Below are 15,121 nucleotides of genomic sequence, written 5' to 3'. Positions count from 1 at the left end.
GCCCGGTTACATTCCGAACCCGGAAGCTAAGCCTTACAGCGCCGATGGTACTGCAGGGGGGACCCTGTGGGAGAGTAGGACACCGCCGAACAATCTTTGGGAAGGACCCCTGGTCCCCAGCGTTCAGCTGGGACCAGGGGTCCTTTCGTTTTTACAATGCTTGTGTACCGAAGACAGGAGTCACCGATGTCCACCAACTCTCCCGACGACCGACCGGAGCGCGAGCAGCGGCGACGGGACGGTGGGGATCGCGGCGATCGTGGCGGTTACCGCGGAGACCGTGACCGCGGTGAACGCGGGGGCTTCCGCCGGGACAACGATCGTGGTGGCTACGGCCGGCGCGACGACAACCGTGGCGGTGGCTACGGCCGTCGCGATGACCGGGACCGTGGCGATCGTGGTGGCTTCCGGCGTGACGACCGGCGCGATGACAATCGTGGCGGTGGGTACGGCCGGCGTGACGACCGGCGTGACGACCGCCGTGAGGGCGATCGTGGCTCTCGTCCCGCGTTCCAGCGTGACGACCGCGACCGTGGTCCGCGTCGGGACGACAGGGACCGCGGGTTCCGACGGGACGACCGCGGTGACCGTCCGGCCTTCCGGCGCGATGACAGCCGTGGTGGGTCCGGCGACCGGGACCGTGGCGGTTACGGGCGGCGCGACGACCGCAGGGACGACCGGCGCGGCGACGACCGTGGTGAGCGCGGGGGCTTCCGCCGGGATGACCGTAGGGACGACCGGCGTGACGACCGTGGCGAGCGTCCGGCCTTCCGGCGCGATGACCGCGGGGACCGTCCGGCCTTCCGCCGGGACGACCGTGGCGACCGTGGTGGGTTCCGCCGCGATGACCGGCGTGACGACCGCAGGGACGACCGACGGGACGACCGGCGTGACGACCGTGGTGAGCGCGGAGGGCACCGCGGCGACGACCGCGGGTTCCGTCGCGACGATCGCCGGGACGACCGTGGTGACCGAGGTGGGTTCCGTCGGGACGACCGGCGTGACGACCGCAGGGACGACCGGCGCGGCGACGACCGTGGTGAGCGTGGCGGCTTCCGCCGTGACGAGCGGCGGGACGACCGTGGTGAGCGCGGTGGGTTCCGGCGCGATGACCGTCGGGACGACCGCGGTGGGCGCGGTGGGTTCCGTCGGGACGACCGGCGTGACGACCGGGGCGGGCGGCCCGGCGGTTTCCGGGGCCGGGACGACCGTAGGGACGACCGGCGCGGCGACGACCGGCGGGGTGGCGGTCGGTTCCGTGACGAGCGGGACCGGGACCGTGAGCCGATCAAGCGGCTGCCGATCCCCGAGGACGTCACCGGCGAGGAGATCGACAAGGACGTACGGCAGGAGCTGCAGAGCCTGCCCAAGACGCTCGCCGACGACGTGGCCAGGAACCTGGTGATGGTCGCGCGGCTGATCGACGAGGACCCCGAGGGTGCCTACGGCTACAGCAAGGTGGCGCTGCGGCTCGCGTCGCGTGTCGCCGCCGTGCGCGAGGCGGCCGGGTTCGCGGCGTACGCGAACCAGAAGTACAGCGAGGCGCTGGCCGAGTTCCGGGCGGCGCGGCGGATGACCGGTTCGGTGGAGCTGTGGCCCGTCATGGCCGACTGCGAGCGTGGGCTCGGGCGGCCGGAGAAGGCGCTGGACATGGCCGGTGCCCCCGAGGTGCACAAGCTCGACAAGGCCGGCCAGGTGGAGATGCGGCTGGTCGCGGCCGGTGCGCGGCGTGACATGGGGCAGCTCGACGCGGCCATCGTGACGCTGCAGAGCCCCGAGCTGGCGTCCAACTCCGTACAGCCGTGGACCGCGCGGCTGCGGTACGCCTATGCCGACGCGCTGCTGGCGGCCGGGCGTGCGGGCGAGGCGCGGGAGTGGTTCGCGAAGGCCGTCGAGGCGGACCGCGACGGCAGCACGGACGCCTCCGACCGGCTCGCCGAGCTGGACGGGGTGGAGTTCGTCGACGCCCTCGACGAGGGTGAGCCCGAGGAGACGCCGGGCGAGGACGACGACAAGGACTGAGTGCGTCCGGTGAGAGGGGCGGGTTCCGAGGGGAACCCGCCCCTTTCGCGTTTCAGACGTCCAAGGCGCGCAGGACCAGGCCGGAGGCCGGTTTGGGGCCGAAGGACGTGGACTTGCGGGGCATGGTGACGCCCTGGCGGGCGAGGTCGCGGACGACCTCCTCGCGGACGGGGTGGAGCAGGACCGCCGTGGCGCCGCCGCGTTCCGCCTTCCGCACGGTGGCGGCCGTGTCGTGTATGTAGGCGATGCGGGTCGGGTCGTCCTCGGGGATGCGCCACACGTGGTCGAGGAGGGTGGCATGCAGGACCGTCGCGTCGAGGGTGCGCCAGGCCTGCGGGCGGTCCCGGGGGATCGTACGGTCCAGGAGGGCCGGGTCCGGGCGGTCGAGGAGATGGAAGGTGCCGTCACCCGCAAGGAGGAAGGCGTTGCCGGCGCAGGCCGTGTCCGCCAGGGCCGCCAGGGCTTCGGGGAGGGGGACCTGGAGGTGCCGGACGCGGAACAGGCCCTCCACCGCGGCCAGGGCCTGTGTCACCGGCAGGCCGTGCAGGAGGCGGTGGATGGCGCGGACGCGCAGGGGGTAGCGGGCCGTGTCGACCAGGAGGACCAGGCCGTGGTCCCAGGGGCTGGGGGAGGGGTGCTCGGCACGGAGCCGGCGGTAGGTGGCCCAGCGGTGGTGGCCGTCGGCGATCAGGGCCTGGTGGTGGGCGAGGTCCGTCTGGACGAGGGTCTGGTCGGTGCGGTCGGTGATCGCCCACAGGCGGTGGCGGTAACCGTCCTCGGTGGTCGTGGTGAGGAGCGGGGGGCGCTCGGCGGTGCGGTCGACGATCTCCGCCGCCGTGCCGTTGCCGCGGTAGGTGAGCAGGAGCGGTTCGAGGTTGGCGTAGGTGGCGCGCATGAGGGCCGCGCGCTCCGCCACCACGGGGGCGATGACGTCCTCGTGGGGGAGGACGACCCCCTCCTCCGGCTCGGAGACGCGCAGGGTGCCGATGAGGCCGCGCTGGAGCATGCCGTCGCTGTGGCTCTGCTCGTAGACGTAGAGGGCGGGCTCGGGGTCGGCCGTCAGGACGCCCTCGGTGAGCCAGCGGCGCAGGGCGTCGGCGGCCTGTTCGTTGCGGGCGCTGGGCGTGGTGGCCTGGGGGAGGATCAGGCGGACGATGTTGTACGGGTCCGCGTCCTGGAGCTGGTGCAGGCCGTCGGGGCGGACGACGACGTCGTACGGCGGGGACGTGACGGCGGCGAGGCTGCCGACCCGGTCCGGGTCGTAGCGCAGGCCTCGGAACGGGGTGAGTTCCAGGCCTCGGGGCGCCGTTGCTTCCGAGTGACCTGCTGTGTTCATCCCGGCATCGTACGTGTGTCAGTGGCGTGCGGGATGATCGAAGGAAAGCGGATCGAGTGAGGAGCGATGTGGAATGAGCCGGAGCGTCAGGACGAGGCCCGAGGGCAATGGGCAGGCCCTGAGCGAGGCGTACGACACGGCTCTGCTCGACCTGGACGGGGTGGTGTACGCGGGCGGGAGTGCGATCGTGCACGCCGTCGAGTCGCTGGACACTGCGCGGGCGGGCGGTATGCATCTGGCGTACGTCACCAACAACGCGCTGCGGACGCCGGACACCGTGGCCGGGCACCTCACCGAGCTGGGCATCCCGACGGGGGCCGAGGACGTCATCACCTCGGCTCAGGCGGTCGCGCGGCTGATCAGTGAGCAGGTGCCGGCGGGGGCGCGGGTGCTGGTGATCGGCGGGGAGGGGCTGCGGGTCGCGCTGCGGGAGCGGGGGCTGACGCCGGTGGAGTCCGCGGACGACGATCCGGTGGCCGTGGTGCAGGGGTACGGCGGGCCGGATCTGCCGTGGGGGCGGTTCGCGGAGGCTTCGTACGCCGTCGCGCGCGGGGTGCCGTGGTTCGCGTCCAACACCGACCTGACGATTCCGAGCGGTCGGGGGATCGCGCCGGGGAACGGGGCGGCGGTGGAGGTCGTGCGGATAGCCACGGGTGCCGAGCCGCAGGTCGCGGGCAAGCCGTTGCCGCCGATGCACCGGGAGACGATCCTGCGGACGGGTGCGAAGCGGCCGTTGGTCGTCGGGGACCGGCTGGACACCGACATCGAGGGGGCGTTCAACGGGGAGGTGGACTCGCTGCTCGTTCTCACCGGTGTCACCGACGGGGCGCAGTTGCTGGCCGCGCCGCCGCAGCACCGGCCGACGTTCGTGGACGCCGACCTGCGTGGGCTGCTCACCGGGCAGCCGGAGGTGGTCGGGGACGGGGACGGTTTCCGGTGCGGTGGCTGGACGGCGACGGCGGGTGCCGCGGGGCTGGAGCTGGACGGGGACGGCGAGGCGTTGGACGGGCTGCGGGCGTTGTGCGCGGCGGCCTGGACGGCTGCGGGTGAGGGGAGTTGTGAGCTGGACGCGGGGAAGGCGCTGGCGCGGCTGGGGTTGTGACTCCGCGAGGCTCCGGGAGCCCCGAACCTGTGAACCCGGCAACGGTCGTGACCAGGTCTCGGGGCGACTTGGGAGGGTAGGCTAACCTAACTGCGTGTTGGTCGACAGTGTTCCCGAACAGCGCGCGGAGACCGCCCCCGCGCCTCCAAGTCGCCGGGCGATCCGTTCCGTCGGACTGCTCGTCGCCGCGGGCGTGCTCGCGCTGGTGGCGGTCGCGAGCATCGCCGTCGGGGCCAAGGAGCTGTCCGTCGCCCAGGTCTGGCACGGGCTGTTCGCGGATTCGGGGACGTACGCGGACGTCGTCGTGGACGAGCGGTTGTCGCGGACCGTGCTCGGGCTGCTGGTCGGTGCCGCGCTGGGGCTGTCCGGAGCGGTGCTCCAGGCCCTGACGCGCAACCCGCTGGCCGACCCCGGGCTGCTCGGCATCAACGCGGGTGCCTCGGCCGCCGTCGTCACCGCCATCACCTTCCTGGGCGTGACGAGCCTGAGCGGGTATGTGTGGTTCGCCTTCCTCGGGGCGGCGGCCGTCGGTGCGCTGGTCTGGTTCCTGGGCGGGAGCCGGGGGGCCACGCCCGTGCGGCTCGCGCTCGCCGGCACGGCGATCAGCGCCGCGCTGTACGGCTACCTCCAAGCCGTGATGATCATGGATGACGCGGCGCTGGCCAGGATGCGGTTCTGGACCGTCGGTTCGCTGTCCTCGGCGACCGACGAGACCATCTGGCAGGTGCTGCCCTTCCTGGTCGTCGGCACGATCCTGGCGCTCGCCCTGGCGCGGCCGCTGAACGCCGTGGAGATGGGCGACGACACGGCCAAGGCGCTCGGCGCGAACCTCAACCGCACCCGGGCGCTGGCCATGCTCGCCGCGACCGTGCTGTGCGGGGCCGCGACCGCCGCCTGTGGGCCGATCGTGTTCGTCGGGCTGATGGTCCCGCACATCGTCCGCTCCTTCACCGGCCCCGATCTGCGCTGGATCATGCCGTACGCGGCGATCCTCTCGCCGGTGCTGCTGCTCGGCTCCGATGTGATCGGCCGGGTCGTGGCCCGTCCGTCCGAGGTCCAGGTCGGCATCATCACCGCGATCATCGGCGGGCCGGTCTTCATCTTGCTCGTACGACGGCGGAGGACGGCCCAACTGTGAGGACCGAGGAGACAACGAAGAGCGCGGCGCGGGAGGAGACGGCCACGCGGACCGGACTCCGTGCCCTGCGCACGCCGGGCGGGCTGTCGGTGCGGCTGGACGTGCGGGCCCTGGTCGTCGTCGTGCTGCTGCTGGCCACCGCGTTCGCCGCGAGTGTCGTGCTGATCGGCACCGGCGACTTCCCGATCTCGTTCGGCGACGTCGTCAGGACGCTGTTCGGCGACGGGAACCCCGGTCAGGAGCTCGTCGTCAACGAGCTGCGGCTGCCGCGGGTCCTCGTCGGGCTGCTGGTCGGGGCCTCGCTGGGGCTCGGCGGTGCGCTGTTCCAGGCCGTGTCGCGCAATCCGCTGGGCAGCCCGGACGTGCTCGGCCTCGGGCAGGGGGCGACGGCCGGCGCGCTCGTGATGATCGTGCTGTTCTCCGGGAGCACCACCCAGGTCACCGTCGGCGCGCTGGTGGGCGGGCTGGTGACCGGGGCCGCGATCTATCTGCTGGCGTGGAAGCGTGGCGTGCACGGCTACCGGCTGGTGCTCGTCGGCATCGGCGTGTCGGCGGTGGCGACGGCGGTCAACGGCTATCTGATCACCAAGGCCGACTTCGTCGACGCGGCGCGTGCCGTCGTCTGGATGACCGGCACCCTCGACGGGCGGGACTGGAAGCAGGTCTGGCCGCTGCTCGTCCTGGTCTGTGTGCTCGTACCGCTCGTCCTCACCAACGCGCGCGGGCTGCGGATGATGGAGATGGGCGACGACGTCTCGAACGCGCTCGGGGTGCGGGTGGAGCGCGTTCGGCTGGTGCTGATGGTGTCGGCCGTGCTGCTGACCGCCGCCGCCACCGCCGCCGCGGGCCCCGTCAGCTTCGTGGCGCTCACCGCGCCTCAGCTCGCCCGGCGTCTGACCCGCTCTCCCGGACCGAACCTCGTGGCCTCCCTGTGCATGGGCGCCGCCCTGCTGGTCACGGCGGACTGGGCCTCGCAGCGGCTGTTCGGCGACGGACAGCTGCCCGTGGGCGTGGTCACCGGTGTGCTCGGCGGGGTCTATCTGCTGTGGCTCCTTGTCACCGAGCGCAGGGCGGGCCGGATATGAGCAGCACCCCTCTCGAAAGCCGGGGGACGAACAACCGAAGGAGCACCGTGAACCGCCTGTCCGCCGAGAACGTCACCCTCGCCTATGACCAGCGGGTCATCGCCGAGCAGCTGTCGGTGGAGATCCCCGACCACTCGTTCACGGTGATCGTCGGCCCCAACGCGTGCGGCAAGTCGACGCTCCTGCGGGCGCTGTCGCGGATGCTGAAGCCGTCGGAGGGCCGGGTGCTGCTCGACGGGCAGGTCATCCAGTCGATGCCGGCCAAGAAGGTGGCGCGGACGCTCGGTCTGCTGCCGCAGTCGTCCATCGCGCCGGACGGGATCACCGTCGCCGACCTGGTGGGCCGCGGTCGCTACCCGCACCAGGGGATCCTGCGGCAGTGGTCGGCCGAGGACGAGCGGGTCGTGCGGGAGTCCATGACGCAGACCGGGGTGGCCGAGCTCGCCGACCGGTACGTCGACGAGCTGTCCGGTGGCCAGCGCCAGCGCGTGTGGATCGCCATGGCCCTCGCCCAGCAGACCCCGCTGCTGCTGCTCGACGAGCCGACGACCTACCTCGACATCCAGCACCAGATCGACGTCCTCGACCTGTGTGCCGAGCTGCACGAGGAACAGGGCCGCACGCTCGTCGCGGTGCTGCACGACCTCAACCACGCGGCCCGGTACGCCACCCATCTGATCGCGCTGAAGGGCGGCGAGGTCATCGCTCAGGGCGCCCCGAACGACATCGTCACGGCCACACTGGTCGAGGAGGTCTTCGGGCTGCGCTGCCAGGTCATCGACGACCCGGAGACGGGGACGCCGCTGGTGGTGCCGGCGGCGCGCACGGCACGGGCACGGGTGGTGGCTACAGAAGCTTCCTGAGGACGAGCAGGTCGCGCACGCCCGCGTGCAGCTTCACCCGGCCCGAGCCCCAGGCCTTCGCGAAGTTCAGCCCGCCGCCCACCAGGGCCACCAGGTCGTCCCCGGCCATGCTCAGTCTGATCTGGGCCTTCTCCCGCGGAGGGCCCTGCAGGGTGTCCTGGACCACGATCCGGCCGCCTGTCATACGGCCCACGAACGTGACGTCCAGGTCGGTGATCCAGCAGCTGACCGAACGGTCCAGTTCCGCGGCTGTGCGGACGTCCCCTTCGGCGTGCTGCATGTTGTCCGAGAGCTTCTCGAGTGCGGCGCGGCACTCCTCGATCGTGGCCATCGAGATCGACGGTACCCCAGGGGGTCGGGGTAGCGTCTGGGCATGAGCGACACAGTGCCGGAGTCGGAGACCGTGCCGGAGGGGCCGGAGCCGCGGGAAGCGGAGCACCGGGAGCCGGAGTACGACCCCGCCGCGCCCGCCCCGCTGGCCGTCACCCGCACGCCCACCGGCAACGCCGAGGTCGACGCCCAGCTGGACCGGCTTGCCGATGCCGACCACCTCGCCACGGACGGCCACGTGGAGGTGTACGAGGATGTACACCGGGGGCTGCGCGACGCGCTCACCGCGCTCGACGCCCGCCCGGGACCTCCGGCGCCCCCTTCGACGTACAGCAGTAGGAGCTGAACCGAACGTGGCAGGAGTCGCACGTCGCCGTCTGGACGCGGAGCTGGTCCGCCGGAAGCTCGCGCGGTCGCGTGAGCACGCCGGGCAGCTGATCGCCGCCGGGCGGGTCACCGTCGGCAAGACCGTCGCGACCAAACCGGCCACCCAGGTGGAGACGGCGGCGGCGATCGTCGTCGCCGTCGACGACGACGACCCCGACTACGTCTCCCGGGGCGGCCACAAGCTCGCGGGCGCGCTGCAGGTGTTCGTGCCGCAGGGGCTCGTCGTCGAGGGACGGCGGGCGCTGGACGCCGGGGCGTCGACCGGGGGGTTCACGGATGTGCTGCTGCGGGCGGGGGCCGCGCATGTCGTCGCCGTGGACGTCGGGTACGGACAACTCGCCTGGTCTCTTCGGAGCGATGAACGCGTCACCGTCAAGGACCGTACGAACGTACGCGAGTTGACGCTTGAAGCGATCGATGGGGAGCCTGTGGATCTTGTCGTGGGGGACTTGTCCTTCATTCCGCTCGGGCTGGTGCTGCCGGCCCTGGCGCGGTGCACCGAGCCGGACGCGGATCTGGTGATGATGGTCAAGCCGCAGTTCGAGGTGGGGAAGGAACGGCTCGGCAGCGGGGGCGTCGTACGCAGCCCGCAGCTGCGGGCCGAGGCGGTGCGCGGCGTCGCCGGGAAGGCGTGGGACCTGGGGCTCGGCGTGAAGGGTGTCACCGCCAGTCCGCTGCCCGGGCCCTCGGGCAATGTCGAGTACTTTCTGTGGCTCCGGGCCGGGGCGCCTGCCCTGGACCCGGCCGACGTTGACCGTGCAGTTGCGGAGGGGCCGCGTTGACACAGAACAAAGCTCGTACTGTTTTCCTGCTCGCCCACACGGGCCGGCCCGCCGCCATCCGCAGCGCGGAGTTGGTGGTGAAGGGGCTGCTGCGCGAGGGCATCGGGGTGCGCGTCCTGGAGTACGAGGCCTCCGACCTGCATGTGCCGGACGAGGTCGAGCTGGTCTCCGAGGCAACCCCGCAGTGCCTGGAGGGCTGTGAGCTGCTCATCGTCCTCGGCGGTGACGGGACGCTGCTGCGCGGCGCGGAGTTCGCGCGGGCGTCCGGGGTGCCGATGCTCGGCGTCAACCTCGGGAGTGTCGGCTTCCTCGCCGAGGCCGAGCGTGACGACCTCGACAAGGTCGTCGACCGGGTGGTGTCGAAGGCGTACGAGGTCGAGGAGCGGATGACCGTCGATGTCGTCGTGCATCGCAACGGGGACATCGTGCACACGGACTGGGCGCTGAACGAGGCGGCGGTGCAGAAGGCGGGCGCCGAGAAGCTGCTGGAAGTCGTCCTGGAGATCGACGGGCGGCCGGTGACGGGGTTCGGGTGTGACGGGATCGTCCTGTCCACGCCGACCGGGTCGACCGCCTACGCCTTCTCGGCCGGTGGGCCTGTGGTGTGGCCCGAGGTGGAGGCGCTGCTGATGGTGCCGATCAGTGCGCACGCGCTGTTCGCGAAGCCGTTGGTGACCTCGCCGAACTCCGTGCTCGCCGTGGAGTTGCTGCCTCATATTCCGCCGGGTGTGCTGTGGTGTGACGGGCGGCGGACCTTCGAGCTGCCCCCGGGGGCTCGGGTGGAGGTGCGGCGGGGGGCTGTGCCGGTGCGGCTTGCGCGACTGCATCACGCTTCCTTCACTGATCGGCTGGTGGCGAAGTTCGCGCTGCCTGTTTCGGGGTGGCGGGGGGCTCGGCATTAGCGGCTTGTAGGGGATGGCGGGGGCTCGTCGGCGGCTGCGGGTTCGTCGTGGCTTGTCGCGCCCACGCGGCGGAGCCGCATGTCGTCACAGCCCCGCGCCCCTGAAAGCATCTCCACTCGCCTGGGTGACAGGGTGCCTCGCGCTTTCTCTCCCCGACCTCGTAAGGTCTTCTCCGTGTTGGAGGAGATGCGGATACGGTCGCTCGGAGTCATCGACGACGCTGTTGTCGAGCTGTCGCCGGGGTTCACCGCTGTCACCGGTGAGACGGGCGCGGGCAAGACCATGGTGGTCACCAGCCTCGGGCTGCTGCTGGGCGGGCGCGCCGATCCCGCGCTCGTGCGGATCGGCGCGGAGCGGGCAGTCGTGGAGGGGCGCATCGCCGTGCCCTCGGACGCCTCGGTGGTCGTACGCGCCGAGGAGGCGGGCGCCGAGCTCGACGACGGGGCGCTGCTCATCAGCCGTACCGTTTCCGCCGAGGGGCGGTCGCGGGCGCATGTCGGCGGGCGCAGTGTGCCCGTGGGCGTGCTGGCCGAGCTGGCCGACGAGCTGGTCGCCGTGCACGGGCAGACCGACCAGCAGGGGCTGCTGAAGCTGTCCCGGCAGCGGCAGGCGCTCGACCGGTACGCCGGGGACGCCGTCGCGGTGCCGCTCGCCAAGTACAGCGAGGCGTACCGGCGGCTGCGGGCCGTGGCCGTCGAGCTGGACGAGATCGTCACGCGCGCGCGTGAGCGGGCCCAGGAAGCCGACATGCTGCGCTACGGGCTCGACGAGGTCGCCGGGGTCGAACCGCGCGCCGGGGAGGACGTGGAGCTGGCGGAGGAGGCGGAGCGGCTCGGGCACGCGGAGGCGCTGTCCTCGGCCGCCACGGCCGCTCACGCCGCTCTCGCGGGCAATCCGGAGGATCCCGAGGGCATCGACGCCGCCACCCTCGTGGCGGGCGCTCAGCGGGCTCTGGAGGCCGTCCGGTCGTACGACCCGGCGCTGGCCGCGCTCGCCGACCGGATCGGGGAGATCGGGATCCTGCTGGGCGATGTGGCGGGCGAGCTCGCCGGGTACGCCGACGACCTCGACGCCGATCCGCTGCGGCTGGCGGCGGTGGAGGAGCGGCGGGCCGCGCTCACCGCGCTGACGCGGAAGTACGGGCCGGACGTGAACGCTGTTCTGGCGTGGGCCGAGCAGAGCGCCGGGCGGCTGACCGAGCTGGACGGCGACGACGAGCGGATCGACGAGCTGACCGCCGAGCGGGACGCGCTGCGGACCGAACTGGGCGGGCTCGCGCAGGCGCTGACGGACGCGCGCACGGACGCCGCCGAGAGGTTCGCGGCGGCGGTGACGGCGGAGCTGGCCTCGCTGGCGATGCCGCACGCGCGTGTGTCGTTCGCGATCCGGCAGACCGAGGACCCCGAGGGTGTCGAGGTCGGCGGGCGTACGGTCGCCTACGGGCCGTCCGGTGCCGACGAGGTCGAGCTGCTGCTCGCCCCGCACCCGGGCGCGCCGCCGCGGCCGATCGCCAAGGGCGCGTCCGGCGGTGAGCTGTCGCGGGTGATGCTCGCCGTGGAGGTCGTGTTCGCGGGGACGGACCCCGTGCCGACGTACCTCTTCGACGAGGTCGACGCGGGTGTCGGCGGCAAGGCGGCGGTCGAGATCGGGCGGCGGCTCGCCAAGCTCGCGAAGTCCGCGCAGGTCGTGGTGGTCACCCATCTGCCGCAGGTCGCCGCCTTCGCGGACCGGCAGCTGCTGGTCGAGAAGACCAACGACGGGTCGGTGACCCGGTCCGGCGTGAAGGTCCTGGAGGGCGAGGAGCGGATCCGGGAGCTGTCCCGGATGCTCGCCGGCCAGGAGGACTCGGAGACGGCACGGGCACACGCGGAGGAACTGCTGGCGACGGCTCGGGCGGACGCGTAGGGCGCGTGGAGAACTGGCGGGCGCACAGAGGGCTTAATCGAACGGATCCCTAGGTTCCTTCACTCGTGTGGGTGACCTGTACGGCCGTGTCGCCGGGGGCCCGGGGGCCGGGCGGCACGGAACACCCGTGCGTGCTGGCATCCTTGGGCTCATACGTGGAGGAAGCCGAGCGGTCCACCCCTCCGCCGGTCCCTCTGTACGTTCCTTCGTGACCGTCCGACGCCGAAACCAGGAGCCCCGGCCACGTGAGCAGCCACTCACCGCACGGCCAGTCGCCGCTGCGCACCGTGCAGGTGCTGGGCGGCGGCAACGCCGGCAGCAGCGCGCATGTGCGCTCCCTGGCCGCGGGGCTCGTCGCACGGGGCGTACGGGTGACGGTGTGCGCCCCGTCCGAGGCCGAGCACCTCTACGACTTCACGGGCGCCGGCGCCGAACACGTGCACGTGCCGCGCAGCAGCGACCCGGGGTCGGTGGCGGCGCTGCGGGCGGCCTGCACGGACGCCGACCTGGTCCACGCGCACGGGCTGCACGCCTCCTTCCGGGCCGTCCTCGCGCTCAGCGGGCGCCGCACCCCCCTCGTCGTCACCTGGCACAGCCGGGCGCGTGCCGAGGGAGCCCGCGCCCATCTGCTGCGGCTGCTGGAGCGGCGGGTGGCGAAGGCGGCCGCCGTGGTGCTGGGCACCACCTCCGACCTCGTCGACCGGGCGCGCCGGACCGGCGCCAAGGACGCGCGGCTCGCCGGGGTGGCGCTGCCCGGGCCCAGGCCGGCCGAGGGGCAGGAGGACGCCGAGCAGCCGCACCCCAAGGTGCGGGCCGAACTCGGTGCGATCGGCCGCCCGTTGCTCATGGCCGTCGGATCACTGGACCGCCACCGGGGCTACGACCTGCTGCTGGACGCCACACGCGCGTGGTGCCGGCTGGATCCCGTGCCCCTGGTCGTCATCGCCGGGGAGGGGCCGCTGCGGCCGGAGCTGCAGCGCCGTATCGAGGACGAGGAGCTGCCGGTGCGGCTCCTCGGACGGCGGGACGACGTGGGCGCCCTGCTCTCGGCCGCCGACCTCGCGCTGCTGCCAGGCGGTGAGGAGGCCCGGTCGGTCCTGGCGCAGGAGGCCCTCCACGCGCGCGTGCCGCTCGTCGCGGCCCTGGCCGGTGGCGTCCGCGAACTCGTCGGCGACGCGGCCGAACTCGTCCCGCCCGACGACGCGCAGGCCTTCGCCGCCGCCGTCGTACGCCTGCTCGACGATCCGCAGCGGTGCGAGCGGCTACGGGACCTGGGGACCCGTCAGACCGCCACTTGGCCCACCGAGGACGAGACCGTCGCGCAGGTCCTGAGCGTGTACGACGAGCTGACGCAGCCCCTGCCGATGATCTGACCCGGCGGAGTGCCTGCGGTGCCTGTCAGGGGCGGTGGCGGGGCTACGGGACGTGTCTGCGGGCTCGGAGGGCCAGGCTGAGGGCCAGGACCGTCTGGGGGTCGTCCAGGTCGGTGCCCAGCAACTCGCCGATGCGGGCGAGGCGGTTGTAGAGGGTCTGGCGGTTGAGGTGCAGTTCGCGGGCCGTCTCCGCCTTGCGGCCGGCGTGGGCCAGATAGGTCTCCAGAGTGGGCAGCAGGGGCGGCTTGGAGCGGTCGTCGTGGTCGCGGACGGGGCCGATCGCGCGGTCCACGAAGGCCGCCAGGTCCGGGTGGTCGCGCAGCCGCCACAGCAGCAGGTCGATGTCCAGGCGGCGGGCGTCGTACCAGGGGCGGTCCGGCAGGCCCTGCGCGGCGGTCGCCGTCTCCGCCGCGTGCCGCAGGCCCGCCGAGGCGGCCGCCCAGCCGCCCGCGACCCCGACCACCACGACCGGCGGCGCGGCGCCCGGCCGCTGCATGCCGGCCCGTTCCACCCCGGCCCGCAGCGCCGTCGCGACCCGGTCCGCGACCGCCGACCGCTCCGCCTCCGACCGCAGGCACAACAGGAGCGGGACCCGGCCCTCCACCGGCCGTACGCCCAGCAGCACCGGCACGCCCACCGACGCCAGCTCCTCGCCGACCGCCCGCGCCAGGACCGCCCAGCCCCCGCCGGGGGTACGGGGGTCCCCCCGCTCGAGCGAAGCCGAGAGTGGGGGAGCGTCGCCGAGCCGCATCACGATCGGCAGCAGCGGGCCGGCACCGGGTTTGAAACCGAGCACGCGCGCCTGTGCCGGAGCGTCCTCCGCCGCGATCCGGCCCTCGGCGAGATCGGTCAGGAAGTCGCCGCGGCCGCGTGCCGCCAGCTCCTCCTCCTGGCGGGCCTGCATCAGCACCACCGCCAGGATCCCCGCCGCCCGCTCGGCGGCGATCCGGTGCACCGGGGCGAGCGGGGCGCGCACGGGCAGCAGGACGAGCCGGGCGCGGACCGCACCCGCCCCCGGCCCGCCCCCGGGCACGTCCACCAGCACCGAACCGGCGGGCGGCGGCGCGTCCTTGTGCGGCCCGCGCAGCCCCTCCCACACCTGGAGCGGATCCGCCCCTTCCGGGCCCTCCCCGGCGGCGTACAGGAGCTGACCGTCCGTCGTCTCCAGGAACACCGGGTTGCCGCTGAAGCCGGCCAGGATGCCCAGCACCTGCGGGATCCCGCCGCCGCCCAGCAGCGCCTGCGTGCAGCGGCGGTGGACCTCCTCCGCGCGCTGCAGCAGGGCGTAGTGCCCGTTGACGATCTCGGTGTGGATCTCCTCCGTGACCGTCACGAAGGGCACCTCGCGGTGCAGTTGGACCAGGGGCAGACCGGTCGCCCGCGCCGTCTCCACGAGGGTCGCGGGCAGCCGCGTGAAACGGGGGCCCAGCTCGATCACCAGGGCCGCGATGCCCCGCTCGGCCAGGGTCCGGACGAACGCCCGCTGTTCGGCCGGACGGGTGCCGAGGCCGTAGCCCGTGGTCAGCAGCAACTCGCCGCCCTTGAGCAGCGAGGCGATGTGCGGGACCTCGCCCGCGTGCACCCAGCGCACGGTCCGCCCCAGCCGGTCGGCGCCCGCGAGGATCTCGGGCAGCCCGCTGCGCAGGCCGGGCAGCTCCAGCGCGCGCCGCACGGTGATGCCGGCGCCCTGGCTGTCGGGTGGGAGGTCCGTGCGGCTGTCCATGCAGCGGACGCTACCTGCGAAAACGCCCCGGCAACATCTCCCCGGGTTGCGCGGGCCGCGGGCGGGTAGCGGCGGGCCATGGACTTCAGTGTGGTCGCCGTCGCCCGTGAGGACGGCAGCCCGGTCGAGGAGCCCCTGCGGGTCGCGGCGCTCGCCGACCGGCTGATACCGCG

14 protein-coding genes and 1 rRNA gene are annotated in these 15,121 nt (G+C 73.2%); 11 read left to right on the top strand and 4 right to left on the bottom strand.

Annotation, left to right across the window (positions count from 1 at the left end; translation table 11 throughout):
• Window positions 1-91: ribosomal RNA gene (rrf, locus tag ACIRF9_RS47110) — 5S ribosomal RNA — on the top strand; the annotation flags it as partial.
• A gap of 89 nt (window positions 92-180) precedes the next feature.
• On the opposite strand, the gene ACIRF9_RS47105 is transcribed toward rrf, so the two are convergent.
• Window positions 181-918: a hypothetical protein gene (locus ACIRF9_RS47105; protein WP_403836113.1), complete on the bottom strand. Its 738-nt coding sequence runs from the start codon at window positions 916-918 to the stop codon at window positions 181-183.
• 378 nt (window positions 919-1,296) lie between these two features.
• Between ACIRF9_RS47105 and ACIRF9_RS47100 the strand changes: the two genes are divergently transcribed.
• Window positions 1,297-2,022 carry a hypothetical protein gene (locus ACIRF9_RS47100; protein ID WP_403836109.1) on the top strand — a complete coding sequence of 242 codons (726 nt, stop codon included), beginning with the start codon at window positions 1,297-1,299 and terminating at the stop codon, window positions 2,020-2,022.
• A 52-nt stretch (window positions 2,023-2,074) separates the two neighbouring features.
• Here ACIRF9_RS47100 and ACIRF9_RS47095 read toward each other — a convergent pair whose 3' ends face one another.
• The gene (locus ACIRF9_RS47095; RefSeq protein ID WP_403836099.1) at window positions 2,075-3,358 is read right to left on the bottom strand and encodes a DUF1015 domain-containing protein; all 1,284 of its coding nucleotides are present in this window, start codon (window positions 3,356-3,358) and stop codon (window positions 2,075-2,077) included.
• Between the two features lie 73 nt (window positions 3,359-3,431).
• Between ACIRF9_RS47095 and ACIRF9_RS47090 the strand changes: the two genes are divergently transcribed.
• The 4 genes from ACIRF9_RS47090 to ACIRF9_RS47075 all read left to right on the top strand — a co-directional run bounded on the left by ACIRF9_RS47090 (window position 3,432) and on the right by ACIRF9_RS47075 (window position 7,546).
• The gene (locus ACIRF9_RS47090; protein WP_403836097.1) at window positions 3,432-4,460 is read left to right on the top strand and encodes an HAD hydrolase-like protein; all 1,029 of its coding nucleotides are present in this window, start codon (window positions 3,432-3,434) and stop codon (window positions 4,458-4,460) included.
• A gap of 94 nt (window positions 4,461-4,554) precedes the next feature.
• A complete protein-coding gene (locus ACIRF9_RS47085) occupies window positions 4,555-5,598 on the top strand; it encodes a FecCD family ABC transporter permease (RefSeq protein ID WP_403836095.1) in 1,044 nt (347 codons plus the stop codon).
• Between the two features lie 65 nt (window positions 5,599-5,663).
• Window positions 5,664-6,683, top strand: a complete 1,020-nt coding sequence (locus ACIRF9_RS47080; protein WP_403836107.1) for a FecCD family ABC transporter permease — start codon at window positions 5,664-5,666, stop codon at window positions 6,681-6,683.
• The gene (locus ACIRF9_RS47075; protein ID WP_403836093.1) at window positions 6,680-7,546 is read left to right on the top strand and encodes an ABC transporter ATP-binding protein; all 867 of its coding nucleotides are present in this window, start codon (window positions 6,680-6,682) and stop codon (window positions 7,544-7,546) included. The genes ACIRF9_RS47080 and ACIRF9_RS47075 overlap by 4 nt, the downstream gene beginning before the upstream one ends.
• Here the strand turns inward: ACIRF9_RS47075 and ACIRF9_RS47070 are convergent.
• Entirely contained in the window at window positions 7,530-7,877 is a 348-nt protein-coding gene (locus ACIRF9_RS47070) for a sterol-binding protein (RefSeq protein WP_403836091.1), read from the bottom strand. The genes ACIRF9_RS47075 and ACIRF9_RS47070 overlap by 17 nt on opposite strands.
• A gap of 42 nt (window positions 7,878-7,919) precedes the next feature.
• On the opposite strand from ACIRF9_RS47070, the gene ACIRF9_RS47065 reads away from it, so the two are divergent.
• From ACIRF9_RS47065 to ACIRF9_RS47045, 5 genes are all read left to right on the top strand, one after another.
• On the top strand, window positions 7,920-8,222 hold the full coding sequence (locus ACIRF9_RS47065) for a hypothetical protein (RefSeq protein WP_403836089.1): 303 nt from the start codon (window positions 7,920-7,922) through the stop codon (window positions 8,220-8,222).
• 7 nt (window positions 8,223-8,229) lie between these two features.
• Window positions 8,230-9,045 (top strand): TlyA family RNA methyltransferase, encoded by an 816-nt coding sequence (locus tag ACIRF9_RS47060; RefSeq protein WP_403836087.1) that lies wholly within the window; start codon window positions 8,230-8,232, stop codon window positions 9,043-9,045.
• The gene (locus tag ACIRF9_RS47055) at window positions 9,042-9,947 is read left to right on the top strand and encodes an NAD kinase (protein WP_403836085.1); all 906 of its coding nucleotides are present in this window, start codon (window positions 9,042-9,044) and stop codon (window positions 9,945-9,947) included. Before ACIRF9_RS47060 ends, ACIRF9_RS47055 begins: the two co-directional genes overlap by 4 nt.
• A 186-nt stretch (window positions 9,948-10,133) precedes the next feature.
• Window positions 10,134-11,852, top strand: a complete 1,719-nt coding sequence (gene recN, locus ACIRF9_RS47050; RefSeq protein ID WP_403836105.1) for a DNA repair protein RecN — start codon at window positions 10,134-10,136, stop codon at window positions 11,850-11,852.
• Between the two features lie 245 nt (window positions 11,853-12,097).
• A complete protein-coding gene (locus ACIRF9_RS47045; RefSeq protein WP_403836083.1) occupies window positions 12,098-13,225 on the top strand; it encodes a glycosyltransferase family 4 protein in 1,128 nt (375 codons plus the stop codon).
• A gap of 43 nt (window positions 13,226-13,268) precedes the next feature.
• Here the strand turns inward: ACIRF9_RS47045 and ACIRF9_RS47040 are convergent, their stop codons facing one another.
• Window positions 13,269-14,948 (bottom strand): PucR family transcriptional regulator, encoded by a 1,680-nt coding sequence (locus ACIRF9_RS47040; RefSeq protein ID WP_403836081.1) that lies wholly within the window; start codon window positions 14,946-14,948, stop codon window positions 13,269-13,271.
• Window positions 14,949-15,121: the final 173 nt, after the last annotated feature.

This window comes from Streptomyces sp. NPDC096132 (assembly GCF_044763345.1).
Classification (GTDB): Bacteria; Actinomycetota; Actinomycetes; order Streptomycetales; family Streptomycetaceae; genus Streptomyces.
Note: the sequence above shows the minus strand (reverse complement) of the source record. Positions and strands in the feature narration are given on the sequence as shown.

Coding starts and splice junctions, on each gene's coding strand:
- ACIRF9_RS47070 (WP_403836091.1), bottom strand. CDS start 7,877: ATGGCCACGATCGAGGAGTGCCGCGCCGCACTCGAGAAGCTCTCGGAC.
- ACIRF9_RS47065 (WP_403836089.1), top strand. CDS start 7,920: ATGAGCGACACAGTGCCGGAGTCGGAGACCGTGCCGGAGGGGCCGGAG.
- ACIRF9_RS47040 (WP_403836081.1), bottom strand. CDS start 14,948: ATGGACAGCCGCACGGACCTCCCACCCGACAGCCAGGGCGCCGGCATC.
- recN (WP_403836105.1), top strand. CDS start 10,134: ATGCGGATACGGTCGCTCGGAGTCATCGACGACGCTGTTGTCGAGCTG.
- ACIRF9_RS47075 (WP_403836093.1), top strand. CDS start 6,680: ATGAGCAGCACCCCTCTCGAAAGCCGGGGGACGAACAACCGAAGGAGC.
- ACIRF9_RS47090 (WP_403836097.1), top strand. CDS start 3,432: ATGAGCCGGAGCGTCAGGACGAGGCCCGAGGGCAATGGGCAGGCCCTG.
- ACIRF9_RS47095 (WP_403836099.1), bottom strand. CDS start 3,358: ATGAACACAGCAGGTCACTCGGAAGCAACGGCGCCCCGAGGCCTGGAA.